Consider the following 26,858-nt stretch of genomic DNA (forward strand, 5'->3'; position numbering starts at 1 on the left):
TTGCAGGCAACTGCCGATGCTGGTCTTACCATCAACTGGTATGGTGCAGCTACTGGAGGTTCAATATTAGGAACTGGAACCAGTTTTACAACACCAAACTTAACTACCACTACTATATATTATGCAGAAACTGTAAATGCGAATGGCTGTAAAAGCGCAAGTCGTGCACCTGTAACCGTTACAGTAACCACCGGTGGTGGTGCAACGGCATGTAATGCTGCGAACTCACAAAATACAGGTATCGTTTCATTGCTTTGTGTATTATGTAACATCGCAGGTCCAACAAATTCTACCGATGCAGATCCAAATAATTTCACAAGAATTACACTTTCTGTAGGTGTTGCCGCTACAGGATACCAGAGACTGATATTCCCAAGTGCAGGTTTAAGTACAGATAGTATCCGTTTAGATTTATCTACACCAACAGGTTTATTGGATCTTTCGGTGTTAAGCGGTATCACCGTTAAAGTAATGAACGGAAATACAGTAGTAAATACCTATCCATTAAATTCATCATTGATCTTATCTTCAATTGCTTGGGTCAAACCGATTTAAAGCAACCTTATTAGCTGGGGGAGCTTTTGATAGGGTAGAAGTAAGCTTTAGTGCTACAGTGGCCGCATTAAGTAGTTTAGATATTTACGGAGCCGAGATTATCTATCCAAAACCAACCATTGCGGCAACAGGCCAATCTGTTTGCTCAGGAAGCACAGCGGCATTGAGCGCAACACCAAATGGAGGTACAACTTTAACTTGGTATAGCGCCGCTACTGGTGGTACATTGTTGGCTACGGGTAATACTTATACCAGTCCAGCATTAACTACATCAACAACTTATTATATCCAAGTAAGCAGAAACGGTTGTGCCAATCCAGAACGTGTACCAGTCAATGTTAACGTTGTACCTGTTTTATCGGTTCCAGTTGTTGCTGCTGTTAACGCAAGTTGTGAAGGTGCTCCAGTTACTTTAGCCGTAACCAGTCCTGATCCAACAATTACCTACCAATGGTACGATGTGGCTACAGGTGGAACAGCATTGTTCAGTGGAGCAACATTTACAACACCTGCATTAAGCGCTACCAAAACTTATTATGTAGAAGCAACTAAATCAGGATGTACAAGTGCTACTAGAGCAGCCGTTACGGTTACTGTAAATCCACGTCCAAGTTTACCACAAGTACAATCTTCTGTATCTACCATAACCGCGGGTCAGACGGTGATCTTAACAGCTACGTCAACAGATTCAAATGTTGATTTTAACTGGTACAATTCAGCCAATGCAACGGCACCAGTATATACTGGGTCAACTTATGTTACCCCACCACTTAATGTTACCACTACATTTTATGTAGAGGCCAAATCAAAAACAAATGGTTGCGTTTCTGCCAGTAGGGTAGCAATTACCATCAATGTTGACAATGGTGGTGTGCCAAACCCTGTGCCATGTGAAGGAGCGGTAGCAGAAACAAATGGCGTTAATGGAATAGCATTATTGGCAGGTGTAGCTAACTCTGGCTTGGCGATCGACAACAATACACAAACAGCTTCAACCTTGTTGATGCCAGTTGGGGCTCTTAATGCCTCTGTATACCAAAGATTGACCTTTGGCAGTGCCGGAAATATTGGAGACGCTGTAAAAGTGTTGATCAGTTCTCCTGGAAAATTGCTTTCATTAGCTCTTTTAGGAAATGTTGAATTATCAACCCTTAATGGTGGAGTAAACAACAACGATGGCGTAACATTAGGAGGGGCATTGATCAGTTTAGAACTATTAAGCGGAAACACCCAGGCATTGGTTACGTTTATGCCTACTAAACCATTTGATGCTGTAGAAATTAAATTAAACTCAGGTATACTAGGCGCCTTGACCTCAATTGGTATAAACTACGCACAACATGTGATTGCAGCACCAGAAGTTACCAGTGCCAATGCCACTGCATGTTTAAACCAAACCACTACCTTATCTGTTAAAAACCCGAAAGCTAACCTAACCTACAAATGGTACGATGCTACTGGAGTTTATCAAACGGGTAAAGATGGGGTAAGTTTCACTACACCAGCCCTAGCTGCAAATACCAAATATTTTGTAGCGGCAAGTTCTTCAACAGGGTGTGTAAGTGCTAAGACTGAAATCAATGTAACCATTACTCCAGCACCAGTTGCTCCAGTTTTGTTATCAAACGATGTAACTACTTGTTCTGGAAATAGCGTACAATTACAGGTAAAAGATCCTGTTGCTGGTATCACCTATAAATGGTATGATGCAGGGGGTGTTTATCAAACAGGTAAAGATGGTACCACATTTACCATTGCATCAGTTACTGCAAATACCACATATTCGGTAGAAGCAGTGAATGCTTGTAGTTTAGCTTCTGCCCGTACCACGGCAACCATAAAAGTTGGAACGCTGGATGCGCCTATAGTTACACCAACAACAGTAACCATAAGTTCTGGTTCAGTTGCACTATTAACTGCAACTTCAAGTACCTCAAATGCAGTAATCAACTGGTACCAAACCTCAACCTCAACTACCATATTGGCTACAGGTAATTCATTCGTTACACCAGCTTTAACCACAACTACAACTTATTATGCAGAAGCATCGGTTCCTGGTGGATGTGCTTCAGCACGTGTGCCTGTAGTAGTTACAGTAGTGCCTGGTGGTACACCAACAACAGTACCTTGTGGTTCGGCCACAATTGCCTTGGCCGATGGTGTAAGTGGAGTTGCACTTTTGGCAGGCGTATTTAATCCAGGTTTGGCGGTAGATGATAAAATAGAAACCGCTTCATCGTTGGTAATGCCTGTTGGTGCATTAGGCGCCTATGTTTATCAAAGAGTTGGTTTTACCGGTGGTCTTTCTAACGTTGGAGATGCATTGCGTATCAAAATCACCTCACCGGGTAAATTGTTATCATTAGCGGTATTGCCCTCAATAGGTGTTGTAACATATAAAGGCGCTGTTAGTAATAATGACCTGATGATTGCTTCAAATCCATTGATCAATATAGAGTTGTTGAGCGATAACAGTAGTGCCATTTTAACCTTTATCCCTACTGCACAATTTGATGGTGTAGAAGTAAGGTTAAACTCAGGCCTGTTAGGTGCCTTAACTTCAGTAGACCTAAATTATGCACAAAGAATAGTTGCCGCTCCACAAGTCAATGCGGTAACCGCAAGTGCATGTCAGGGTGCAGCAGCTACATTGAGTATTAAAAATCCAATTGCTGGTGTTACCTATAAATGGTATCTAGAAACTACTTACCAAGCCGGAAAAGATGGAACTACATTTACCACGCCAACTACTTTGGCTGCTGGTACCTATAATTATTATGTAACTGCATCGTCAAATGGTTGCGAAAGCACACCAACCAAAGTTGTGGTTACTATTTTGCCGTTGCCAAGTCCACCAGTTGCTGTAGCTGGAAATCCAACAAGTGTTTGTTTCGGTAGTGCGGCTACATTAAGTGTTCAACAAGTGGCTGGTGTTACCTACAATTGGTACGATGCTAATGGAACGGTATTGGTTTTAAACAACAGTACTTATACTACACCAACAAACCTTGCTGTTGGAACATACGATTTCTTTGTAGAGGCTGTAAATGGCAATAGCTGTAGCAGTTCTGCACGTACAAAGATTGACCATTACCATTGGTAGCTCGGCTGTTGCTGCAGATATACAGGTTAGTGGTACAACTACCATTTGTGGTTCTTCTACTGCCACCTTAACGGCAAGCAGTACAACTGTAACCAATCCGGTATTTACATGGTATAGCAATGCCAACCTCACCACAGTAGTATTTACAGGAGCAGTATTTACCACGCCTATTCTTACTGCCAATACCACCTATTATGTAACGGTTAAAGGAAGCAATAAATGCGAAAATAAACCTGCGGATGCTAAAATTATAGCACTTACGGTAAATCCACCTGCAACAAGTGCCGATATTACAGTTTCTACACCACCACCAGCATGTGGTTCAACTAGTGTAACTTTAACGGCCAGTAGTGCCACGGTTACCAGTCCGGTATTTACTTGGTACAGCAATGCCGCATTAACTACTGTAGTAGCCACTGGAAGCAGCTTCACTACACCTACATTAACTGCTACAACTTCTTATTATGTAACTGTTAAAGGTGCTAACAAATGCGAAAATACCGCTGCAACTGCTAAAACAGTAGTGGTAGTGGTTAATCCAACTGCTGTAGCTGCAGATATCAATGTGAGTGGTAACTTGTTTACTTGCCAAAACAATTCTTCTGTATTAACCGCAAGTAGCACTACAGTTACCAATCCAATATTTACCTGGTATAGCAATGCCAACCTTAGCACGGTCGTATTTACTGGTGCTGTGTTTACCACGCCTATTCTTACTACCAATACCACCTATTATGTAACTGTAAAAGGTGACAATAAATGCGAGAATTTGGCTGGTGCAGCGAAAGAGATCACGATTACCATTAATACTGGACCTTTAACACCAATTATTTCATCAACCGGAACAACAATCTGTGCTGGAAATGCAACGATATTGACCATTCAAAATGCACAAACTGGTGTCAACTACGAATGGTACAATGATGCAACAGCTGGAACATTGTTATTTACTGGTCCATCATTTACCACACCAATTTTAAATGCAACTACAGATTATTATGTAAGAGCGGTTGGAACGACAGGCTGTACAGGCGCAACAACCAGGGTTAAAGCAACGGTTACAATCACCACGAAACCTAATACGCCTACACTTAATGCAACTACCATCAATGCATGTGCGGGTAGTACGGCAACAATAACTGTATCTAATCCTGTGGCAGGCATTACTTATACCTATTATAGTAGTGCGGTAAGTACTGTTCCATTGGGCACTGGTAGTAGTTTTACAACGCCTACACTTAATGCCAATGCAGTTTACTTTGTAGAGGCAAGTGCTGGCAGTTGTATCTCAAGCGGTCGTGCACAGGTTAGCATTACGGTTAATTCTTCTCCGGTTGCACCAACAAGTTTATCGAGTTCTAATACTACTCCTTGTTCTGGTAGTACAGTGACATTAAGCGTCAATAATCCAGATGCCAATTTAACCTACAAATGGTATACTACAAATACAGGAGGAACAGCTTTGTTTGAAGGTAATAGTTATACTACTGCAGCTTTAACCACTACCACTACCTATTACGTAGAAAGTGTAGCTAAAAACGGTGGATGTGCAAGTCCAACAAGGACCTCGATTACAGTTACGGTAGCGCCTATTTTGGCCACACCAGTAGTAAGAGTAGAGACCGTAACCAATAACAGTATCTTGTTCAGTTGGAACGTTGTACCAGGCGCCACATCTTACGAAGTTTCTATCAATAATGGAACCACATGGGTTACCTCAACAGGAACTACCTATTTAGCTTCTGGTTTACAACCAGCACAAAGTGTAACTGTTATTGTGAGGGCAAAAGGACAGTTGGGTTGTCAGACTAGTGCAAACTCTACACCAACAACAGGTAATACCAGTGATCCAACAGGCGACAGTTTATATGTACCTAATACATTTACACCAAATGGGGATGGTAAGAACGATGTTTTCCTTGCCTATGGTACAGCAATAGCTAATTTCAAGATCCGTATCTATAATCAGTGGGGACAATTCGTTTTCGAATCGCAATCAATTTCGCAAGGATGGGACGGAACCTTTAAAGGCACCCTACAGCCAAGCGGCGTATATGTTTACTATATAGATGTAACATTTAATGGCGGTACAAGTAAAATGCTTAAAGGTACCATTACACTTTTAAGATAATTATTGGCTTTTTAACAATTGTGAAATGATTTTAACTAAAATGATACCGATGAAAAATATAAAATTAATACTAGCACTTACCTTGGGTCTAAGTTTTGGAATAAAGCAGTCATATGCTCAAGTGGATCCACATTTTTCTCAATATTATGCCAATCCTATTTGGCTAAATCCTGCCTTAACAGGTGTAACTGAAGGTGCATATCGTGTTAACGTCAATGCCAAACAACAGTGGAGCAGCTTAAATAACGGTTTCTTAACTGCTGGTGCTTCTTTTGATGCCGCACCTGTTAAAAACCTGGCTTTTGGAGGCATCATCATCAACCAAAGGGCAGGAGCCATTAGTTACAATCAGTTAAATGTATTGGCATCTGCGGCCTATCGGATCAGGTTTGGTAAAGATGGCGACCAGATCTTCAATTTTGGTATGCAGGCCGGATCATCAGCAAAAGTTTTGATGCCTCAAAAGCAACTTTCGGTAACCAATATAATCCAGGAATGGGTTATGACCCATCCATGCCATTTAATGAAAACATCAATTCTCAAGATTTCGTTGCACCAGATATCAATGCAGGTGTGATGTATTTTGATGGAAGCAATTATAAAAGCGCCAATATTTTTGTTGGGGCATCGGTAGCACACCTTACACAACCCAAAGACAAGTTTGTAGGTGGTGATGCAAAAGTGCCTATGCGTTTTACAGGGCATGGAGGTGTAAGGTTTAAAGTAAACAATATGCTAGCCCTTACGCCAAATGCATTGTATATGAGACAAGGCAATGCGGAAGAATATGCGCTAAGTATGTATTCGCAACTGATGTTAGATCCACAATCAGACCTTCTCTTTGGAGGTAATTATAGATTTAAAGATGCCGCCATCGCTTATGTTGGGCTCCATTTTAAAAGCATGGTATTTGGCTTAAGCTACGATTTCAATACCTCAGACCTTAACAAAGCCACCGGAAGCAAAGGTGGTTTAGAATTATCAATTTCATTTAATAGCAGAAAAGGCATAGTTGGCCCTAACTTTTTCTGTCCAAGACTTTAATCTTTTGACTTATGAAGACCATTAAAATTTTTCTCGTACTGTTTTGTACCCTTTCGTTAGCTAAAGCCCAAATGGTTTCTAACAACAGGAGAGTGGCCGATGTCTATTTCATCAATAAAGAATATTATGCCGCGGCAGAATATTATAAAAGGTCATTGCAGATTTCTTCAGACAGTGTTGGTTTTACTGTTCCCTATGCATTCGAAAGTAAGGTAAAGGAACAAAAAGGCGAAATCAAAAAGGATGAATATGAATACCTGGTATTTCAATTGGCTTCCTCATTAAGGTTGTACAAAAACTTTCAGGATGCCGAAAAATGGTACCTCATCGCCAATGGATTTACCAACCCAAAATATGCTTTGAGTACTTATTGGTATGGCGATTGTTTAAGGGCCAACAAAAAGTATGAAGATGCAATTACCGCTTTCAATAACTTTTCAGCCAAATATGCACTCAACGATGGTTACAAAGAAAAAGCGGAACTCGAAATCCAATCGTGCAGATACGCTTTGAACGAGATGAAATACCCGAGGTTGTATAAACTGGCCAGGTTGCAGAACGACATCAACCAAGCAGGTTCCAACTATGCTCCGGTATTGAACAATCAGATCTTTTATTTTACCTCATCGCGACCTGTAAATATGATTGCGGGGAAAAACCAAGTATTGGGCGGTGCACAAAATGCCCCTAAAGTAGTTAGAAAAGAAAGCCCATATATCAATACCATTTATGCCATACAAGACAACAGTGCTCGTGCATCTAATGTAAGTGTTAAAAAAGTACCTATTGATGTTAAAAAGATGGAGTCTGCAGCTATTGCCTTCCATCCAAATGGCAACATCATGTTCATTACTGCTTGGGTAAATAAAGACGAAAAGATAAGAAGCATTTACATTTCTAGAAGAGTAGGTACCAATTGGTCTGATCCGATTGCTTTAGGCAATGAAATCAATGTTGAAGGATACAATTCTATTCAGCCTTATATTACCAAAGACAGCAAGTACCTTGTTTTCTCTTCTGATAGACCTGGAGGCTCTGGAAAATACGATCTTTGGTATGCTACATTAGCTGCTGATGGAACTGTTGGTAAAGCTACCAACATGGGGTCTAAGATCAATACAAGTGAAGACGATCAAGCACCGTATTATAATTACAAGACCAAAAAGCTATTGTACAGTAGCAATGGTAAAGTAGGTTTAGGTGGTTTTGATTTTTATGAAAGTACTGGTGATTTCGAGAATTGGACAACACCTGCCAATATGGGCTACCCGTTCAACTCGGCAAAAGACGATATCTATTTTACTTCCTTGGATGATCAGGACAAAGATGGTTACATCAGTTCTGATAGAGAATCGGTTTGTTGTTTGGAGGTTTTTCAGGTTTCCAGAAAACATTTGACGGTAACAGGCGCTTTGATCGATTGTGCCACGATGAAACCCTTAGAAGGCGCTAAAATCACCTTAACAGGTAATGATATAGAGAAACAATCTGTATTAACTGATGCCAACGGAAGTTATAGCTTTCAGCTCAATTCTAACCGCGGTCTACAGTTGAATGCTACCATGGATAACTATTTTGCCAAAAATCTGAATTATACTTATGATCAATTGGTGGTGGCAGATACTTTGTTAAGTGCAAACCTATGTTTAGAACCAATTGTAATTGACAAACCTATTGTATTGGAAAATATCTTTTACGAGTTTGATAAAGCAGAGTTGACAGAAGCATCAAAAGTAACGTTGGATAATCTATACAACGTGATGGTGGATAATCCTAATATTGAGATTGAATTGAGCGCACATACAGATATCATCGGTACCGAAGCTTATAACCTCGACCTATCGGCCAGACGTGCAAGATCATGTGTAGATTATCTGGTGAGCAAAGGGGTTAGCGAAAGCAGGATGACTTGGAGAGGCTATGGTTATAGCCAACCTATCGCACCAAATACCACCATTGACGGTAAGGATAACCCAGAAGGTAGGGCCCTTAATCGAAGAACAGAATTTAAGGTTACCAAAAGCAAATAAGATCAAAAGCCTTCTAGATTTCTAGAAGGCTTTTTTGTTAATCTTTATTCTACAATATGATAAAGAAGAATAAGGATTACCAGTAGATTGTATAAAGGGCAACCAATAATCCAATGATCAATAAAGCACCAACGGCAAAACCAGTAGTGGTTTTAAACATTTTAGAATCAATTTCCAGACCTTTTGGATTAACTCCGTTTCTATTTTCGAACATACTGATGATATACATACCAATGATACAGAACAAGAACACAAAGCCCATCCTGTCAATAAAAGGAATTTCGTAAACTCCAACTGCATTTTTAACAGAAAACCCTACATGCGAAAGGAAAGAAAGGTCTACCATTCCTGGTAAGAACTTTAATAACAACGATAATCCGAAGCCACCAATCGTTGCAAATAAAGCGGCATTAGAAGTAGTTCTTTTCCAGAAGAAGCCTAAAATAAACATGGCAAATATACCAGGAGATACAAAACCAGTATACTCTTGGATATATTGGAAACCACCCTTTTTATCGATACCCAAATGTGGTGCAATCAATACACCCAATACCATAGATCCGATAATGGCAATTTTACCAACAATTACCAGATTTTTCTCGGAAGCATCGGTCTTAAGTACTTTTTTATAAATATCTAAAGTAAAGATGGTGGCAATACTATTGGCTTTACCCGCTAAAGAAGCTACAACGGCCGCAGTTAGGGCAGCAAAAGAAAGTCCTTTTAGGCCAGCTGGCAACAGATTTAGCAACACAGGGTAGGCACGATCAGGGTTTACGCTGCCATCTTGCAACATTTCGGTCTGAAAAGCACCATCCTTATATAGAACATAAGCAGCAATACCTGGTAATACGACGATGATTGGCATCAATAGTTTTAAGAAAGCTGCAAATAAAATCCCGCTACGGGCAGTTTTAAGATCGGCACCTAAGGCACGCTGGGTAATGTATTGGTTACAGCCCCAATAATTGAGGTTGACGATCACATCCCACCAACCAATACACTTAAACCAGGTAGATCGATATAGTTTTCGTTATCCGGCTTAAGGATCATGTGGAAATGTTCTGAGGCCTTGGAAGTCATTACGTTGTAGCCTTCAAGAATACCTTTGGTTCCATAATGGTCTGATACCAGGTTTAAAGCAAGATAAGTGGTTGCGAGGCCACCCAGTATCAAAAAGAACACTTGGATAACATCTGTATAACCAATCACCTTCATGCCACCTAGGGTAATGATAATGGCAAATGCAGCAATGGCATACATACAAGTATCGATACTGAAACCAGAGATGCTACTTACAGCCAAAGCACCCAAGTAAAGAATAGAGGTGAGGTTAACCACCACATACAACAAGAGCCAAAAAACTGCCATGATCATTGCCACTGTACCATTGTAACGTTGGTGAAGAAATTGCGGCATGGTAAATATCTTGTTCTTGAGGTATACTGGTATAAAAAATACCGCAACTACAATCAAGGTTGCCGCTGCCATCCATTCGTAAGTGGCTATAGCAAGCCCCATTTTAAAGCCTGATCCGCTCATCCCGATAAACTGTTCGGCTGAAATGTTAGAGGCAATCAATGAGGCACCAATGGCCCACCAGGTTAAAGACCCTTCGGCTAAGAAGTAGTCTTTGGAGCCACCTGTGGCAGATTTCTTCTTTTTGTAGATATATAGGCCATACGCAGCTACAATAACGAAATAGATCAAAAAAACGATATAATCCTTCGTGTCTAGTAAATTAGTTTTCATTCATTATGGTTTTTTGGTTTAGCATTCTAAAAGTAATCAATAGGTAAATAGCGTTCGATAACAATTTAACTACATATCAAATTGTTGTTGAGTTGGTTAAGCTTAGATGTATCTATTGATCAAATTTTCTAGGTATTCTTGTTTGCCGCTGATAATGACAGGTTCTCCATTTGCTGCAGCATAATTTCTAAGGTCTTCCAAGGTAAGTTTACCTTGTTCAAATTCTGCCCCCTTTCCACTATCAAATGAGGCATAACGTTCGGTTCTGATTTTTTTGTAATCTGATTTTTGAAGAATGGCATCGGCAGTGATCAATGCGCGGGCAAAAATATCCATTCCACCAATGTGTGCATAAAATAGGTCTTTTGGATCGGTAGAATTGCGTCGATCTTGGCATCGAAGTTTACGCCACCACCTTTTAGGCCGCCACCTTCTAAAATGATCAACATCGATTCTGTCAATTCATTGATATCGTTAGGAAATTGGTCGGTGTCCCATCCATTTTGATAATCGCCACGATTGGCGTCGATAGAACCCAACAGACCACTATCTACAGCAACCTGTAGTTCGTGTTGGAAAGTATGTCCAGCCAATGTAGCATGGTTTACCTCTAAGTTTAATTTAAAATCATTCAGCAGGTCGTATTGCTGTAAAAAGCTTTTTACTGTTGCCGCATCGTAATCATATTGGTGTTTAGAAGGTTCGCAAGGTTTTGGTTCCACAAAAAAGGTACCTTTAAAACCTTGTTTACGGGCATAGTCTTTCGCTGCATGTAAAAATTTGGCCAAGTGCTCTTGTTCACGTTTCATATTGGTATTGAGGAGGCTCATGTATCCTTCTCTTCCTCCCCAAAACACATAATTTTCACCTCCCAAAGCAATGGTGGCATCTAAAGCGGCTTTAACTTGTGCAGCTCCATGTGCCAGCACATGAAAATCTGGATTGGTAGAAGCACCGTTCATATATCTTTGGTGACTGAAAAGGTTTGCCGTTCCCCAAAGTAATTTTACGCCACTTTCTGCCTGTTTCAATTTGGCATATTCAACCAAGGTCTGTAATCGATGCTCATTCTCAGCAATGTTATCTGTATAATCGACAATATCTACATCATGGAAACAGTAATAAGGTATCTGCATTTTGGTGATAAACTCAAAAGCAGCATCCATTTTGTCTTTGGCACGTTCAATGGCATCTTTCTTTTCATCCCATGGAAAAACATGTGTAGCCCCACCAAAAGGATCTGCACCATTTGCATTGAACGAATGCCAATACGCACAGGCAAATTTAAAATGCTCGCTCATGGTTTTACCTGCCACTACTTTATCTGCTTCATACCATCTAAAGGCCATCGGATTATCGCTCTGCAAACCTTCGAATTGTATTTGCGCTATCCCTTTAAAAAACTCCTTTTCTCCTTTTACTACTTTTGTCATTGTAATTATATTTAGTGATTCTAATTTTATAAAGCTTTGATCAATTGTGCTTTCCAATTCTGATAGATCGGCTCGTATGCTAAGGCATTTTTAGGGGCCACATATTTTAGCAATTGATGTTGGGAGAAGGCATCGGCCGAATCTTTAAATATCCCAGCACCAATCCCTGCACCTAAGGCTGCACCCACACTGCCATTGTTTTCGTATAATTCTACAGGTACACCTGTTACATCTACAAACGTTTGTGTAAACAGGTCGCTCAGAAACAGGTTCGCTTTTCCGGCCCGGATTACTTTGGGTTGCATTCCGTTTTCACGCATAATGTCTAATCCATACCTGAAAGAGAAAGCAATACCTTCTTGTACTGCTCTAAAAATATCAGATTGGTTATGGATATTAAGGTCTATACCAAGTAATTGTGCACCTGTATATTTATTGTTCAACATCCGTTCTGCACCATTGCCAAAGGGTAAAACCTTTAAGCCTTTACTACCAATTGGTGCTTGGGCTGCAAAGTGGTTCAGCTCTGCATAGGAGAGATGGGGTGCAAAATTATGCTTTGCCCAGCGATACATGCTCCCTGTACCATTGATACAAAGCAATACCCCCGTATGTTTTTGAGTTGGTGAATAGGTTACATGGGCAAAAGTATTTACCCTAGATTGTGGATCGTAGGTGAGCTGGTCACTTACACCATAGATTACTCCAGACGTACCTGCCGTAGCAGCCACTTCACCTGGTTGTAATACGTTTAAAGACAGGGCATTGTTAGGTTGATCTCCAGCTTTGTAAGCAACAGGTATGCCTTCTTTTAAGCCTAATAGTTTTGCTATTTCTTCTTTTAAGTAACCGTGTTCTGCAAAAAGTGGTCTGATTTCTGGAATTAATTTTTGATCCAGTTTATAATAGTCCATCACATCTTTAGAGATTTCGTCCTTTTTAAAATCCCAAAAAATACCTTCAGATAGGGCAGGGATGCTGGTGGTGATTTCGCCAGTTAGTTTCATGGCAATAAAATCGCCTGGTAACATGATCTTGTCAATCTGATTATAGATTTTTGGTTCATTTTGTTTTACCCAAGCTAGTTTGGAAGCAGTAAAGTTTCCTGGAGAATTTAACAGATGGCTTAGTGATTTTTCATTACCTATGGCATCAAAAGCTTTTTCGCCCAATTCAACCGCTCTACTGTCGCACCATATAATACTGTCACGTAAAACTTTCTGGTCTCTGTCAACCACAACCAAACCATGCATCTGGTAAGCGATACCGATGGCTTTGATTCTCTTTGGATTCGAAAAGATGTAAAGCATTTACTTTTAAGATGGCCTGTTGCGCATTGTGCCACCAATCCATAGGCGATTGTTCTGCCCAGCCTGGATGGATAGCTTTTATTTCAGTCTCTTCGGCTGGATATTGTGCAGTAGCCACACTCTTTTGGGCGTGCACATCAACAACTGCTACTTTTATAGAAGAAGTGCCTATATCAATACCTAGTAAATACATTTAAATTTTATATTTGGTTTATGCAAACGGTTGCATAAAGATATAGGTTAATTCTACAAAGTCAAATATTCTTTAATTTTTTTCAAACCACTAAGAGGTGTTAATGAAATTTACTTTCCATTTGCAGGCATGGTAAAGCATACTGGAAGAGAAGGGCTTATTATTCTGCAGTTAAATTATCTGTAGATTGTCTTTCGACTAATGAAGGACTCTATAATGATGTTTTTAATGTTTTGATAGGGGTCTTCTTGTTGATCATGCTTAAAAAGAGCTTTGAACATTCACTCCCCATTTGATTTGGGTGTTGGTCTATCGTGGATAGGTTAGGGGTGATGTAGGCCGAAAATGCCTCGTTGGCAAAACCAATTACCCCAATTTTAGGAGGCGTTTCATTCACTTCCTTTAGCTTTTTAATTACACCAAGTGCTGTAAAGTCATCGCCAGCTATAATAGCATCGGGCCTGACCTCATTGCGCATCAGTTTACCGGCTCCAAATCTGCCATCTTTGATTGATAAACCTCCGAAAATAATATTTTCTTCAACTATGGGTAAGTTGTTATCCTTAAGTGCTGCCCAATAACCTTTTAACCTATCATTAAAAATTTTAATCTGATGTACAGTCGTTACAAAAGCGATATTTTTATAACCTCGGTCAATCAAATGTTGAGTGGCCATATAACCCGCTTTAAAGTCGTCTAATGTTACGGTTGGCACTTTTAGGTCTTCGTGTACACGATCAAACAAGATCAATGGTTTGTTCTGCTCAATGATCTCGGCAAAATGTGAAACATCTTCTGTTTCTAAAGACATTGATGCAATAATTCCATCAACTTGGGCTTCAAGTAGTGTTTTAACTCCATTGATCTCATTTTCAACAGACTCATTAGACTGATAAAGGATCGACACGATAACCACTGTTCCTTAATCCTTCTTCAATACTATGGATGATAGAGGCGAAAAAATGTGCCTGTACACTAGGTACAATTACACCTATAATATAGGTCTTTCCAGATTTTAAGGCAGAAGCCAGCCGATTTGGACTATAGTTCAACTTTTTGGCAGTTTGGAATACAGCCTCTCTGGTTGTTTCGCTAATTGCTGGAAAACCACTAAGTGCTCTAGACACAGTAGAAACTGTAATGTTTAGCGCTTTAGCAATATCATATATAGTGGTTTTCTTTTTCACAGGGTAAAGTAAGTTAAAATCTATGAGTTTGATGGAGCAAACTAAATAAAAAAATCACATCTTTCATAACGTTAAAAAAATAATTCAATTGAGGTAATACAATCGATTGCATTTTCATTTTTCAGAAGAAAAATGTTCTTTGATCATCAAATAAAACTTTATTACCGTTAGTAGTTTGGGTTTGAGTATTTTACAACTAAAAAATCGCATCATATCCATGTTATTGCACAAATCCTTGTTTTTGAATTATAATTAAAATCTAATTTTATTGTTGAATGATCACTTTTTAAGTGGCTTTTTTTGCGATTTTAGAATTATAAATGCTATTTTGAGCGAAATACAAAATCTATGATCAATTAGGGTGTCAAACCTTAATCTAACCAAATAAAAATGCAAATAAAAAAATATTTAGGGATTTCGGCTGTAGCAGTATTGATGGCATGTAACAATGCAACAGATCAAAAAGCTGAAACTAAAGACTCTACCGCTAAACAAGTAGAAACTGTTGCCGTATCTGGCGTTAGCTTTAAAGAAGCGAAATTGCAATCTATTTATGCATCATACATTAATTTAAAAGATGCATTGGTCGCTGCCAAGCCAACAGAAGCACAAACAGCTGCAAAAACTTTGGCCACTGAACTGAAAAACTATAGTGGTTGTGAAAATACAGCATTGATTGCCCAGAAAATTGAAGCTTCTAAAGATCTTGTTGGACAACGGAAAGAATTTACGGCATTAAGCTCTGATGTAATTGCAATGTTTAAACATGCTGACCTAAACTCAGGAACGATCTTTGTACAACATTGCCCAATGGCCAACAAAGGAGATGGCGGTGATTGGTTGTCATCAGAAAAGAAAATCCAAAACCCATATTACGGAAGTGAAATGATGGAATGTGGGGCCGTAGTAGAAGAAATTAAAGCAAAATAATTTTTTCGCTTATTATTGAGGCTTTCGTGTAAAAATTAACATGAATTTAACATCATTGTTAGGTTTGGAGGCCGATTTTTAGAAACAGATTAACTATTTTTGTTATTTATAAATTATAAGATATATGTCAGCTATTGCAGAAATTAAGATAGACGGTAAAACTTACGAGTTTCCAGTAATTACTGGTACCGAGGGTGAGAAGGCCATCGATATTTCAAAATTAAGAGACCTTACTGGTCACATTACTTTAGATTTAGGTTATAAAAACACTGGATCTACAAAAAGTGCCATTACTTTTTTGGATGGTGAATTAGGTATTTTAAAATATCGTGGTTACCCTATTGAGCAATTAGCAGAAAAGTCTACTTTTTTAGAAGTTGCTTATTTATTGATATATGGCGCTTTGCCTAAAAAAGCAGAATTAGACGAATTCCAAAGCACGATCAGTAGACATACCTTTGATCCACGAGGATATGAAGAAATTTTTAGATGGCTATCCTTCTAAATCACATCCTATGGCGCAAGTGGCTTCTCTGGTTTGTTCTTTGTCTACTTTTTACCCAGAGTCGTTAAATGCCAATTCTTCAAAAGAAGAAATGAATTTAACGATGATCAAATTGTTGGCCAAATTCCCAACTATTGTTTCCTTCATCTATAAAAAATCTTTAGGACATCCACTGATCTATCCTAAAAACAAATATGATTATGTAACCAATTTCATGAACATGATTTTTGGTCAGCGTACAGAAGAAGTAGAAATTGATCCGGTTGTAGTAAGTGCCATGAATACCTTGTTGATCTTGCACGCTGATCACGAGCAAAACTGCTCTGCTTCTACGGTAAGAATGGTAGGTTCTTCAGATTGTAATCTTTATGCTTCGGTTTCTGCAGGTATTTCTGCTTTATGGGGTCCATTACATGGTGGTGCCAACCAAGCAGTAATCGAAATGTTAGAATTGATCAAAGAGGATGGTGGTGATACTGAAAAATGGATCAATAAAGCCAAAGACAAAAATGATCCTTTCCGTATGATGGGATTTGGTCACCGTGTATATAAAAACTTTGATCCAAGAGCAAAAATCATCAAAAAAGCTTGCGATGATATCTTAGAAAAATTAGGAATCAACGATCCAGTATTGGAAATTGCTAAAAAACTGGAAGAAGCAGCATTGAACGACCCTTACTTTATCGATCGTAAATTGTATCCAAACGTAGATTTTTATTCTGGCATCATTTACAGGGCATTAGGTTTCCCTACTGATATGTTTACGGTATTGTTTGCCTTAGGTCGCTTACCAGGATGGATTGCACAATGGAAAGAGATGCACGAAAATAAAGAACCAATTGGCCGCCCTCGTCAAGTTTATGTAGGTGATGTGAACATGGAGTTTGTTGATATTGCAGATAGAAAATAAAAAGGTTTAAACCAATTATAGAAAAGGCTCATTAATAATTAATGAGCCTTTTCTTTTTTTATACTGCTACATAGTAGATAATATTAAGAATGATTACCTCTGTAATTTTAAATGCAATACTATAAAGTACAAATATTGCAAACATTCTCCAAACGGTTGTCGAATTACTGCGGTTGTAAAAAACCTTCAGACTTTTAAACATATACCATAACAACCAAGCGACTACCACAAGTGAAATAATAGTGCTTAAAATAGAATCTTCTCCAAAAACATATTTATTCAGTGGTTTGGTAATGATCTGTACCAGAAAGAAAGCAGTCATTCCATGTATGGTAAAAATTAAATGGTCTAGGTAATAGATATGGTTTTTTCTAAAATTGATCAAGATGAAAAGGGCCATCAAGGGCATCAGCAAGAAATATTGTTTAGGCCTGTTGTGTTCCAATTGCTCGTGTATGATTTCAGAGTTTTGTCCCATTTCAATACTTCGTTTTTTCACTAGCCTTTCAAAGAAATTATCTCTTTCCATGATAGGCAATGTCTTTTGTCTTTCCATGTAGGAGAGATAGGTACTGTCTTGTCTTTTGACATGGATATGGTCCAATACCTCGATGAGTTCGGTTAATGAATCTGAATTTTTAACTAAGTTTTGTGCCTTTAAGTCTTTTAAAACCGTGTCCTGCTGTTTAAAGGTATACCTTGAGAAGGTTTCTTTGATCATACTTTCCTTCAACGATTTTTTAGCTCTACTGAGCAGTTTGCTTTTTCCAAGATCAAGGTCATCTAAAGGCTGCTCCAAACTATCCAACGCATCAACCTTCTGTATGTTTTGAGCAACCACGGCACTTTCTTTCTTTGTTTCCTTGATTTTTTTTGGAGTGGAAACTACTAGAAAGTAGACAATCGACACAAAAATATACATGCTTACCGGGTTGATATACCTGGCTCTTTTACCTGCTAGGTAATCTAAAGTTACTTTTCCAGGTTTGGTCAATAAGGGAACCAAAGTCTGGAAGAACTTATTGTCAAAATGAAAATAATGGGCTATGCTATGGCTGATAAACTGCCAGAAATTTTCTTTGAGCTCTAAGTTTGGTTGACCACATCTACTACAGTAATGTTCTTCTACATGCGATCCACAGTTTAAACAATTGTGGTCTTTTCTATATTTTCCGTTAGACATTAAAAAGAAAGTGTTTGATTTTTAAATTTCACTTTTAAGAAACTAGACCATTACAAAACTAAAGGCCATTACAATTAAAATACAAATGGTGAATACGATCATATAACAAAAGCCCAAGAAGAACATTTTGAGGATGGTGATCCATCTTTTGCTTCCGTAAAATGTTCGTAAAGATCGATAGATGTACCAAATGATATAGATGGTACAGATAAACTCAAGCCAACCACTAATATCTACCACAAAACCAAATAACCATTTGAGCAACATCATTACCAGTATACTTAAGAACATGGCCGAATGTAAATGGAAGGAATAGATAATGTGTTCGTAATAAAACCTCTTTTTATTAATGTACACCAACTTCAAGATCAAGGCAAACATAGGCAATAACAAGAACATCATTTTAGGGATGTTATGCAATAGATCTTCCTTAAATTTTTCTCCTGGATTTGGATATTGGTTCAATTCTATAATCCGTTTTGCAAAATAGTGTTGGATAAAACCATCTCTTTCTGCTTTTGGAAGAGCCAATTGTTTTTTTTCATATTCGGCAACAGTTGTATCACTTGATACCCAATCTCCACCAAATTTGTTCCATTTTTTCTTTTTTCCCATTCCAAATTTAACACCAGCATTGGCGCTATCTTTTAGGACATCTTTTTTAGCTTCATTTATAATGCTATCCTTCAACTTGCGGTCTACAGGAATATAAGACAAAGTTTTTTCTAAGTTCTTTACGTCAATATCGGCCAGACTATCTTTTTCTTTTGTATTTACCGTAGTCGTAGTTTTTGATGCTTCGATTTCATCCTTCTCTGGTTCTTTACCACTAAAAATGGCAATGAAAAAAACGATGCTCACAAAGATGTATAAGCGGATAGGATGGATGAACGATACCCTTTTTCCCGCTACATATGATTTGGTGAGTTGTCCTGGCTTTAATAAAAGTGGCTTTAAGGTACCAAAAAACTTATGTTCAAAATGGAAATAATCTGCAATAGCATGCGCTACCATGTGTAAGGCATCTTCTTTTACGACGATGTTTTCCTGACCACAGTTTGGACAGAACTTCTCTTCTACAATATGACCACAATTAAGACAATCTTTTTCTTTTCTAAGTTTAACGGATGACATGGGAATGAAATGTGGTTAGTTTAAAGCATTTTGATTAATGACTGATGGCTTCAATGGCTTCTACTTCAGCTCTGGTATGTTTATGCTTAAAAAAGATAACAAACAAAACCGTAATGATCAAGGCATATATGGTAAAAGAAAGCCAGATGTGGTGCCAGTCTTTCATGTTGATGGCTTTATCGAAAGTTCCATTTTCCAATACATTTACGCCTTGTGTTTTTACAAAATTCAATAGATGGCTATTTGTAGTCTCTGAGCCAACAAAATCAGCAGTTGCTTGAATTGAAGTAAAGGTTTTGGTGAAGTATTTGTCAATCATCCAGCCTGAAACCAAACTACCAAATACGGCACCGAAACCATTGGTCATCATCATAAACAGGCCTTGCGCCGACGAACGTGTTTTGGCAGTGGTAGAAGTTTCTACGAATAAAGAACCTGAAATGTTAAAGAAGTCGAAAGCCATTCCGTACACTACACATGACATTACGATCATCCATAAATTACCAGATGGATCCCCATAGGCAAATAGGCCAAAACGGAAAACCCAAGCCAACATGGCAATGATCATTACCTTTTTGATACCAAAACGTTTGAGGAAGAAAGGTATGGCCAGGATAAATAAAGTTTCAGAAATCTGCGAAATAGACATGATAATGGTCGAATATTTAACCACAAACGAATCTACATATTTTGGAAAGTGTTTAAATTCATCTAAAAATACATCCCCATAGGCATTGGTTAATTGTAATGCACCACCTAAAAACATAGAGAAAATAAAGAACAAGGCCATTTTATAATTGGCAAATAGCTTGAACGCTTCTAAACCCAGTTTTTGAGCCAAAGTTGTCTTTTCGTCAATCAGTTTGGATGGTTTGCAGGCCGGTAGGGTTAAAGCATATATACCCAAACCTAATGCGGCAATACCCGCAATGTAAAACTGATAAGCGCTCGCTTTGCTATCTGTTAGATTGGTGATCCACATGGCAGCAATGAAACCAACAGTTCCCCAAACCCTGATGGGTGGAAAATCTTTGACTACATCTAACTTACCCGATTTTAAGGTTGTATAGGAAATGGAATTACTTAAAGAGATGGTTGGCATATAAAAACACATGGCCAACAGCATTACCCAGAAAAAACTATTAGGTGTTTCTACCTGTGGGAGATAAAATAATACCCCAGCATATAGAATATGAAGCATTGCATAAAGTTTTTCTGCATTGATCCACTTATCAGCGATGATCCTGTAATGGTGGGCATAAATAACGAAGCAAAACCCATTGTGGCAAAAATAGCTCCGAACTGAGTGCCATCCCATTGTTTGGTGCCAAACCAATAATTGGCAATTGTAATCAGCCAAGCACCCCAAACAAAGAATTGTAGAAAATTCATCAGGGTTAGGCGAAACTTAATGTTCATATTAGAATAGTTTTTTGTTGAGTTAAAAGCAGCTGTAAGTTATAATTATTTTGAAACAATAACTACATGCATATCAAAAATGTTGAAATAGAAGGATGTTTTTAGCAATTGTTCTGATAGTTATTGATTGTTATATCATTAGGTGCTAAAAAGGAAAACTGGAAACTTAAAATTTTGTTCGATTAAGCTGAATTTCTTTTGTTGATTTCATCTCTAATTCCGAGCTGCTTTTTCATAAGCCTCATCGGCTAATGCTTCTTCTAGTTTTTCTTGAAGTTCTTCGAGCGTTAAAGACTGGTAGCCAGAACCTGGAATAGTGGTGGGCATATCTTCAGAACTGTGTTCTTTGGTAATGGCTTCCATGTTTTCCAAGAATAGAAAATCATTGCCTTCAATTACTATTCCGGCAGAAGATAGAATAAATTCATAGGTGTAGATTACCGCATTGAACCTAACAGCCAAGGCGATTGCATCTGATGTACGGGCATCGATTTCTTGCGTATTCTGTCCATCTGTACAGATCAGTTTGGCAAAGAAAACACCATCAACCAGGTTATAGATAATAATTTCTAAAATTTCGATATGGTAAGCTTGTGCAAAAGACTTGAAAAGATCGTGCGTAAGTGGGCGCGTAGGGGTCATCTTTTCAATTTCAATGGCAATGGCCTGCGCCTCAAAAGCACCTATAATAATGGGTAGACGTCTTCTTCCGTTAACTTCGCCCAGAACAAGTGCATAAGCTCCAGATTGTGTTTGGCTATAAGATAAGCCTACGATATCGAGTTTTACTTTTTTCATAAATTGTAAATGCCAACTTGAACCTGCCGAAGTAGGTTCGGCAGGTCAAGGGTGACAATATAATTATCCTTTGTGCGCTTTTAAAGCTGCAATAATTTTTGGAACAACTTCAAATGCATCACCAACAATACCGTAATCTGCAACTTTAAAGAAAGGTGCTTCTGGATCTTTATTGATTACTACAATTACTTTCGACGAGCTTACACCAGCTAAATGCTGGATTGCACCCGAGATACCGATGGCGATATATAAATTAGGGCTGATGGCGATACCTGTTTGACCAACGTGTTCTGAGTGTGGTCTCCAATCTGCATCAGAAACTGGTTTTGAACAAGCCGTAGCAGCACCTAATAGTTCTGCCAATTCTTCAATCATTCCCCAGTTTTCAGGTCCTTTTAAACCTCTACCTGCAGAAACAACCAATTCTGCATCAGGTAAAGAGATCTTGTTGGTTGCCCTTACAATTTCTTTTACAATTGCAGTGAGGTCAGTTGGCTTAATGGCTGGGCTAAAGCTTTCAATTGTAGCATCAGCAGCATTTTCTTTTACCCCAAAAGCATTTGGGTTTAAAGCAATTACTTTATTTGCAGATGTCAATGAGGTGATGGCAAAAGCTTTACCAGAGAAAGCAGTTTTCTTAACAGAAAATCCACCATCAAAATTAGGCAATTCTACCGCACCATCTACCAAACCAGCCTTAAGTTTTACAGCAATACGTGGCGCTAATCCTTTACCAGAGAATGAATTAGATAATACAACGATATTGGCGTTTTCTTTTTGGGCAGCTTCGGCAACTACAGAAGCATAAGCCTGGTTAACGAAGTTTTTTAATTGGTCGGCCGCAACATTCAATACTTTAGTTGCACCATATTTGCCTAATTCCTTTAATTCGCTTTCGGCAACGTTACCAATTGATATTGCGGTTAAATTTGTATTTTGATTATCGGCGATAGCTTTTGCATAAGAAACTGCTTCGAAAACAGATTTCTTGAATTTACCATCGGCTTGTTCTACATATACTAATACTGACATATTTACCTCCAATCCCAGTAATTGGGACTTTTTTAAGTTCTTTTATAAAATTTATAGGGGTTAACTAGATTACTTTAGCTTCTGTGTGCAATAAAGAAATCAACTCTTCGGCATTTTCTGCTGGAATTAACTTCACCGCACCACGAGGAGCAGGAGTTTCAAATTTACTCACTTTACCTAGTTCTTCAATTTGGCTTGCAGCTACTACTGTTAAAGGTTTAGTCCTGGCAGACATCATCCTCTCATGTTAGGGATTTTAGCTTCTGCAGTACCTTCGGCACAGCTGGCCACAAACTTACCTGTTACAGCAACCACTTCTTTACCACCCTCAATTTCTCTTTCAATCGTAGCTGTCGAACCATCATAGTCTAATTTTTTAATGATAGAGATGGATGGGATATCTAAAAATTCGCCAATCATTGCCGCAACCTGAGAACCATTGTAATCAATTGATTCTCTTCCGCACAAGATGATATCGAAATCATTTGCTTTTGCATATTCTGCAATCTGGAAAGCGGTAAAATACGCATCTCTAGGTGCAGCGTCAATTCTAACCGCATCATCAGCACCGATAGCCAAGGCCTTTCTGATGGTAGGTTCTGTAGCACTTTCGCCAACATTGATCACCGTTACCGTTCCTTTTCCACCTTCACAAAGTTCAATTGCTCTAGACAAAGCAATCTCATCATAAGGATTTACAATAAATTGTACTCCTGCAGTATTGAATTGTGTATTATCGTTGGTAAAAGTTATTTTTGTAGTCGTGTCGGGCACATTACTGATACAAACTAATATTTTCATACGTTTACATTTGTTTTAAAGGTAATGAAGCTATTTTGGTTCAATTTTTTTAAGATTAACCAAGAATAGATTCTTTAAATTGTCTTTGTGCAAATCTAATTAAAAAAGCAGGGATTTAAAATGCAAAACACACGATTAGCGAAGTTATTGGAATTTTTAGAGAGCGAACCCAACGATACCTTTATTTTATACGCTTTGGCTACCGAATATAATTCATTAAATGACACAGAAAATGCATTTGTCTATTATTTGCGGTTGGTAAACGATCATCCTGATTACGTAGGAACCTATTATCACCTAGGTAAATTATATGAAAAACAAGGCGAAACGGATATGGCCATAGATATATATCAAAAAGGAATGGCAAGGGCCAGAGCTAAAAGAGACATGCATGCCTTATCAGAACTGCAAGGGGCTTACAATTCTGCAGCCGGCTTGGATTATGAAGATGATTGATATCCGGTTTTTTAGAATACCTTTGAATATACGTTAATATCAATGGCAAAAAGACAACTCTTATTTCTTAAAAATGTTATCTTTTTTACGTTTACCGCTTTTGGCGGAGCACAGGCGCATATTTCATTGTTATTGAGGTATTTTGTTAAGAACACCCATTATATTTCTGAAGAAGAGTTATTAGAGTTGAATGCCTTGGCTCAAGTTTTACCAGGCCCTGCATCAACCCAGACCTTGGTAGGTATTGCTTATAAGGTTGGGGGACTGAAACTTTCGATCATCACCTTTTTGATTTGGATCTTACCCTCAGCAGCGATCATGACCTTGGCAGCAATCAGCTATGCCATGCTTGATCAGAAACAAAAATTTATTGAGATCCTGAGATTTATCCATCCCATTGCATTGGGCATTGTGGGCTATGGTGCTTATAACCTGGCCAGAAAAGTTTTACAAAATGAGGTAGCGATACTTTTGGCCTTTGGTGCGGTAGTGGCTACCTTGGTTTTAAAGAATGCCTATGTTTTTCCATTGGCCATTTTAATAGGAGGGATGGTTACATCGGCTATTGCCACGCCAACCGAAGAGGCCCAGATCAGGGTAAAATTATTTGCCAATATCAATCCCCGAAAATTATCTTATTTTATTGGTGTAATGCTTTTTATGGCTGTTTTAGGCGCTATCATCAACAGGACATCACCCTTTAGTTTACCCATTAGGCTTTTTGAGAACTTTTACCGTAACGGAATATTTGTATTTGGTGGCGGGCAGGTACTTGTACCCTTGATGTTTACCGAGTTTGTACAGATGAAACATTACCTGCTGCAATCTGATTTTATATCTGGTTTTGCCCTGCAACAGGTTTTACCTGGACCAACTTTTTCGTTTACCAGCTATTTGGGCGCATTGAGTATGAAAAATGCAAGTTATGGCATCTCTGGTCAGATTTTAGGAGGTTTTTTAGCCGTACTGGGTATCAATTTACCAGGACTGATCTTGGTGTTGTTTATTGTGCCATTTTGGAACGACCTCAAAAAGATAGCCCGGATTAAACACTCCATTTCTGGCATTAATGCAGTAAGTGTTGGATTTATTTTTGCCGCATTTATTCTCTTGGCCAAACCCATAGGTTTTCATTGGCTACCTATTTCGTTGATCGTCTCTACCTTTTTGTTGTTGAATTTTACCAAGATCGAGTCCGCCATTGATCATTTTGGCCGGTATTGTTTTAGGTTATTTTTTCTAATTAAAATGGTGGGTCATCATCAATAAAATCATCCATTTTTGAAGGTTTGATAATGACGTTTCCTGATGATTTTTCAAAACTCTGCGAAGGTGCCAAACTGCTGTTTTCTGAAGAGAAGCTGTTTTGAGGCATAAAACTTTCTTCCAGATCGGCAAATTTAACGTACTTGCCAATAAAGCGCAATGGAACAATACCCGTTTCACCATTACGGTGTTTAGCAATGATAACCTCACCAACACCTGCAAGTGACCTGCCTTGCTCATCTTCGGTTAATCCGTAATATTCTGGTCTGTATAAAAACAACACCATATCCGCATCCTGCTCAATAGATCCCGATTCACGCAAATCGGATAACATTGGCCGTTTACCATTTGGACCAGGCCTACTTTCTACCGCTCTACTTAACTGCGAAAGCGCTAATACCGGAACATCTAACTCCTTTGCAACCGACTTAAGTGCTCTTGAAATACTACCAATCTCTTGCTCACGGTTACCGCCACCACTTTGTCCTTCACCTTTACCATGCATTAACTGCAAATAATCGATAATGATCAATTGAATATCGTATTGCGATTTTAAACGACGACATTTTGCTCTAAATTCGAAGATATTTAAAGCTGGGGTATCATCAATTAGGAGTGGGGCTTCGGTTAAAGTTCCAATTTTGCTGTGCAATTGTTGCCATTCCCATTCCGCTAAATTTCCCTTTCTAATTTTCTCTTGTTCGATTTCGGTTTCACCGGAAATTAGACGATTTACCAATTGAACTGATGACATCTCTAACGAGAAAACAACAACTGGTCTTTTAAAATCTACAGCTGCATTACGAGCACAGGTTAATACAAATGCGGTTTTACCCATGGCTGGTCTTGCCGCAATGATCACTAAATCTGATTTTTGCCAACCACCAGTAATTCTATCTAAATCGGTAAAACCAGAAGGAACACCTGTTAAACCATCTGTTTTGGTTCTTAATTCTTCTAAAGTAGCGAGAGATTGTTTGATGATTTCGTCCATCTTCTGCGTATCTCTACGCAAGTTATTTTGAGCAATATCAAATAAATTCTTCTCCGCATGGTCTAAAAGGTCGAAAATATCTGTAGTATCTTCGTATGCATTATTTATAATTTCTGTCGAAATTCTGATCAATTCGCGTTGGATATACTTCTGAGAAATAATACGAGCATGATACTCAATATTAGCCGCTGAAGCAACACGATTAGTGAGGTTGGTAATATAATATGCCCCACCAACGATTTCTAACGTTCCCTGTGTACGCATCTCTGAAGTAACCGTTAATATATCAACAGGTTTAGATTTTTGAAACAGATTCTGGATGGCTTCAAAGATTTTTTTATGCGCTTCTGCATAAAAAACTTCAGGCTTTAAAATATCGATTACGGTTGATAAGGCATCTTTTTCCAACATCAATGCACCTAAAACAGCCTCTTCAAGATCAGTGGCCTGTGGTGGTATTTTGCCCATGGTATTCATTGAGCTGGCCAATCTGCTTTTTCTTGCCGAGGTTGAAAATTTCCCTTGTCCCTGTGGTTCGTTATCCGTAATCATAGCATCAAAATTAGGTAAAAGAAAGGTTCTATTTTTAAATCTTTTTAAACAAGCTGTGAGTTAAGATGTTGCACTTATCAATTGTTCTAACATATTTTATTTATTTCTAAACAATTAAATGTTAATAAGCGGTTAAACAA

The 26,858-nt window shown here is 38.5% G+C and carries 16 protein-coding genes and 7 pseudogenes; 10 read left to right on the forward strand and 13 right to left on the reverse strand.

Annotated features, from left to right (window positions below):
• The 6 genes and pseudogenes from ACFJIZ_RS04985 to ACFJIZ_RS05010 all read left to right on the forward strand — a co-directional run bounded on the left by ACFJIZ_RS04985 (position 1) and on the right by ACFJIZ_RS05010 (position 8,863).
• Complete coding sequence (locus ACFJIZ_RS04985) at positions 1-555, forward strand: hypothetical protein (RefSeq protein ID WP_379091242.1); 555 nt, start codon at positions 1-3, stop codon at positions 553-555.
• On the forward strand, positions 533-3,658 hold the full coding sequence (locus ACFJIZ_RS04990) for a hypothetical protein (protein ID WP_379091244.1): 3,126 nt from the start codon (positions 533-535) through the stop codon (positions 3,656-3,658). The genes ACFJIZ_RS04985 and ACFJIZ_RS04990 overlap by 23 nt, the downstream gene beginning before the upstream one ends.
• Positions 3,603-5,789, forward strand: coding sequence for a gliding motility-associated C-terminal domain-containing protein (locus ACFJIZ_RS04995; protein WP_379091246.1), 2,187 nt, complete (start codon positions 3,603-3,605; stop codon positions 5,787-5,789). The genes ACFJIZ_RS04990 and ACFJIZ_RS04995 overlap by 56 nt, the downstream gene beginning before the upstream one ends.
• A gap of 49 nt (positions 5,790-5,838) precedes the next feature.
• Positions 5,839-6,174, forward strand: a pseudogene (locus tag ACFJIZ_RS05000) (type IX secretion system membrane protein PorP/SprF); the annotation flags it as partial.
• Between the two features lie 53 nt (positions 6,175-6,227).
• The gene (locus tag ACFJIZ_RS05005) at positions 6,228-6,833 is read left to right on the forward strand and encodes a PorP/SprF family type IX secretion system membrane protein (RefSeq protein WP_379093900.1); all 606 of its coding nucleotides are present in this window, start codon (positions 6,228-6,230) and stop codon (positions 6,831-6,833) included.
• 11 nt (positions 6,834-6,844) lie between these two features.
• Complete coding sequence (locus tag ACFJIZ_RS05010) at positions 6,845-8,863, forward strand: OmpA family protein (protein WP_379091248.1); 2,019 nt, start codon at positions 6,845-6,847, stop codon at positions 8,861-8,863.
• A 76-nt stretch (positions 8,864-8,939) separates the two neighbouring features.
• Here ACFJIZ_RS05010 and ACFJIZ_RS05015 read toward each other — a convergent pair.
• The 6 genes and pseudogenes from ACFJIZ_RS05015 to ACFJIZ_RS05040 form a co-directional block, all read right to left on the reverse strand.
• A pseudogene (locus ACFJIZ_RS05015) lies at positions 8,940-10,615 on the reverse strand (sodium/sugar symporter).
• Positions 10,616-10,717: 102 nt separating this feature from the next.
• A pseudogene (xylA, locus tag ACFJIZ_RS05020) lies at positions 10,718-12,048 on the reverse strand (xylose isomerase).
• Between the two features lie 26 nt (positions 12,049-12,074).
• The gene (locus ACFJIZ_RS05025) at positions 12,075-13,301 is read right to left on the reverse strand and encodes a xylulokinase (protein ID WP_379091250.1); all 1,227 of its coding nucleotides are present in this window, start codon (positions 13,299-13,301) and stop codon (positions 12,075-12,077) included.
• Positions 13,279-13,551 carry an FGGY family carbohydrate kinase gene (locus ACFJIZ_RS05030; protein ID WP_379091252.1) on the reverse strand — a complete coding sequence of 91 codons (273 nt, stop codon included), beginning with the start codon at positions 13,549-13,551 and terminating at the stop codon, positions 13,279-13,281. The genes ACFJIZ_RS05025 and ACFJIZ_RS05030 overlap by 23 nt, the downstream gene beginning before the upstream one ends.
• Positions 13,552-13,762: 211 nt before the next feature.
• Entirely contained in the window at positions 13,763-14,458 is a 696-nt protein-coding gene (locus ACFJIZ_RS05035; RefSeq protein WP_379091254.1) for a substrate-binding domain-containing protein, read from the reverse strand.
• Entirely contained in the window at positions 14,436-14,738 is a 303-nt protein-coding gene (locus ACFJIZ_RS05040; protein WP_379091256.1) for a LacI family DNA-binding transcriptional regulator, read from the reverse strand. Before ACFJIZ_RS05040 ends, ACFJIZ_RS05035 begins: the two co-directional genes overlap by 23 nt.
• 390 nt (positions 14,739-15,128) lie before the next feature.
• Between ACFJIZ_RS05040 and ACFJIZ_RS05045 the strand changes: the two genes are divergently transcribed.
• Together ACFJIZ_RS05045 and ACFJIZ_RS05050 are read left to right on the forward strand one after the other, a co-directional pair.
• A complete protein-coding gene (locus ACFJIZ_RS05045) occupies positions 15,129-15,668 on the forward strand; it encodes a DUF3347 domain-containing protein (protein ID WP_379091258.1) in 540 nt (179 codons plus the stop codon).
• Between the two features lie 124 nt (positions 15,669-15,792).
• Positions 15,793-17,083, forward strand: a pseudogene (locus tag ACFJIZ_RS05050) (citrate synthase).
• Between the two features lie 58 nt (positions 17,084-17,141).
• Here the strand turns inward: ACFJIZ_RS05050 and ACFJIZ_RS05055 are convergent.
• The 6 genes and pseudogenes from ACFJIZ_RS05055 to ACFJIZ_RS05080 all read right to left on the reverse strand — a co-directional run bounded on the left by ACFJIZ_RS05055 (position 17,142) and on the right by ACFJIZ_RS05080 (position 23,450).
• Positions 17,142-18,266 carry a DUF3667 domain-containing protein gene (locus ACFJIZ_RS05055; RefSeq protein WP_379091260.1) on the reverse strand — a complete coding sequence of 375 codons (1,125 nt, stop codon included), beginning with the start codon at positions 18,264-18,266 and terminating at the stop codon, positions 17,142-17,144.
• 42 nt (positions 18,267-18,308) lie between these two features.
• Entirely contained in the window at positions 18,309-19,400 is a 1,092-nt protein-coding gene (locus ACFJIZ_RS05060) for a DUF3667 domain-containing protein (RefSeq protein WP_379091262.1), read from the reverse strand.
• A 34-nt stretch (positions 19,401-19,434) separates the two neighbouring features.
• Positions 19,435-20,819, reverse strand: a pseudogene (locus ACFJIZ_RS05065) (nucleoside permease).
• Positions 20,820-21,001: 182 nt separating this feature from the next.
• A pseudogene (locus tag ACFJIZ_RS05070) lies at positions 21,002-21,617 on the reverse strand (bifunctional nuclease family protein).
• A 63-nt stretch (positions 21,618-21,680) separates the two neighbouring features.
• A complete protein-coding gene (locus tag ACFJIZ_RS05075) occupies positions 21,681-22,649 on the reverse strand; it encodes an electron transfer flavoprotein subunit alpha/FixB family protein (protein WP_379091264.1) in 969 nt (322 codons plus the stop codon).
• A 64-nt stretch (positions 22,650-22,713) separates the two neighbouring features.
• Positions 22,714-23,450: pseudogene (locus tag ACFJIZ_RS05080) on the reverse strand (electron transfer flavoprotein subunit beta/FixA family protein).
• Between the two features lie 120 nt (positions 23,451-23,570).
• Between ACFJIZ_RS05080 and ACFJIZ_RS05085 the strand changes: the two are divergent.
• Both ACFJIZ_RS05085 and chrA read left to right on the forward strand, forming a co-directional pair.
• Positions 23,571-23,906 carry a tetratricopeptide repeat protein gene (locus ACFJIZ_RS05085; RefSeq protein WP_379091266.1) on the forward strand — a complete coding sequence of 112 codons (336 nt, stop codon included), beginning with the start codon at positions 23,571-23,573 and terminating at the stop codon, positions 23,904-23,906.
• Between the two features lie 42 nt (positions 23,907-23,948).
• Positions 23,949-25,175, forward strand: coding sequence for a chromate efflux transporter (gene chrA / locus ACFJIZ_RS05090; RefSeq protein WP_379091268.1), 1,227 nt, complete (start codon positions 23,949-23,951; stop codon positions 25,173-25,175).
• On the opposite strand, the gene dnaB is transcribed toward chrA, so the two are convergent.
• Positions 25,150-26,718, reverse strand: coding sequence for a replicative DNA helicase (dnaB, locus tag ACFJIZ_RS05095; protein WP_379091270.1), 1,569 nt, complete (start codon positions 26,716-26,718; stop codon positions 25,150-25,152). The genes chrA and dnaB overlap by 26 nt on opposite strands.
• Positions 26,719-26,858: the final 140 nt, after the last annotated feature.

The organism is Pedobacter sp. UC225_65 (genome assembly GCF_042698365.1).
GTDB lineage: Bacteria > Bacteroidota > Bacteroidia > Sphingobacteriales > Sphingobacteriaceae > Pedobacter.

Coding starts and splice junctions, on each gene's coding strand:
- ACFJIZ_RS05075 (WP_379091264.1), bottom strand. CDS start 22,649: ATGTCAGTATTAGTATATGTAGAACAAGCCGATGGTAAATTCAAGAAA.
- ACFJIZ_RS05010 (WP_379091248.1), top strand. CDS start 6,845: ATGAAGACCATTAAAATTTTTCTCGTACTGTTTTGTACCCTTTCGTTA.
- ACFJIZ_RS05030 (WP_379091252.1), bottom strand. CDS start 13,551: ATGTATTTACTAGGTATTGATATAGGCACTTCTTCTATAAAAGTAGCA.
- ACFJIZ_RS05085 (WP_379091266.1), top strand. CDS start 23,571: ATGCAAAACACACGATTAGCGAAGTTATTGGAATTTTTAGAGAGCGAA.
- ACFJIZ_RS05055 (WP_379091260.1), bottom strand. CDS start 18,266: ATGTCTAACGGAAAATATAGAAAAGACCACAATTGTTTAAACTGTGGA.
- dnaB (WP_379091270.1), bottom strand. CDS start 26,718: ATGATTACGGATAACGAACCACAGGGACAAGGGAAATTTTCAACCTCG.
- chrA (WP_379091268.1), top strand. CDS start 23,949: ATGGCAAAAAGACAACTCTTATTTCTTAAAAATGTTATCTTTTTTACG.
- ACFJIZ_RS04995 (WP_379091246.1), top strand. CDS start 3,603: ATGGCAATAGCTGTAGCAGTTCTGCACGTACAAAGATTGACCATTACC.
- ACFJIZ_RS05025 (WP_379091250.1), bottom strand. CDS start 13,301: ATGCATGGTTTGGTTGTGGTTGACAGAGACCAGAAAGTTTTACGTGAC.
- ACFJIZ_RS05060 (WP_379091262.1), bottom strand. CDS start 19,400: ATGTCATCCGTTAAACTTAGAAAAGAAAAAGATTGTCTTAATTGTGGT.
- ACFJIZ_RS05045 (WP_379091258.1), top strand. CDS start 15,129: ATGCAAATAAAAAAATATTTAGGGATTTCGGCTGTAGCAGTATTGATG.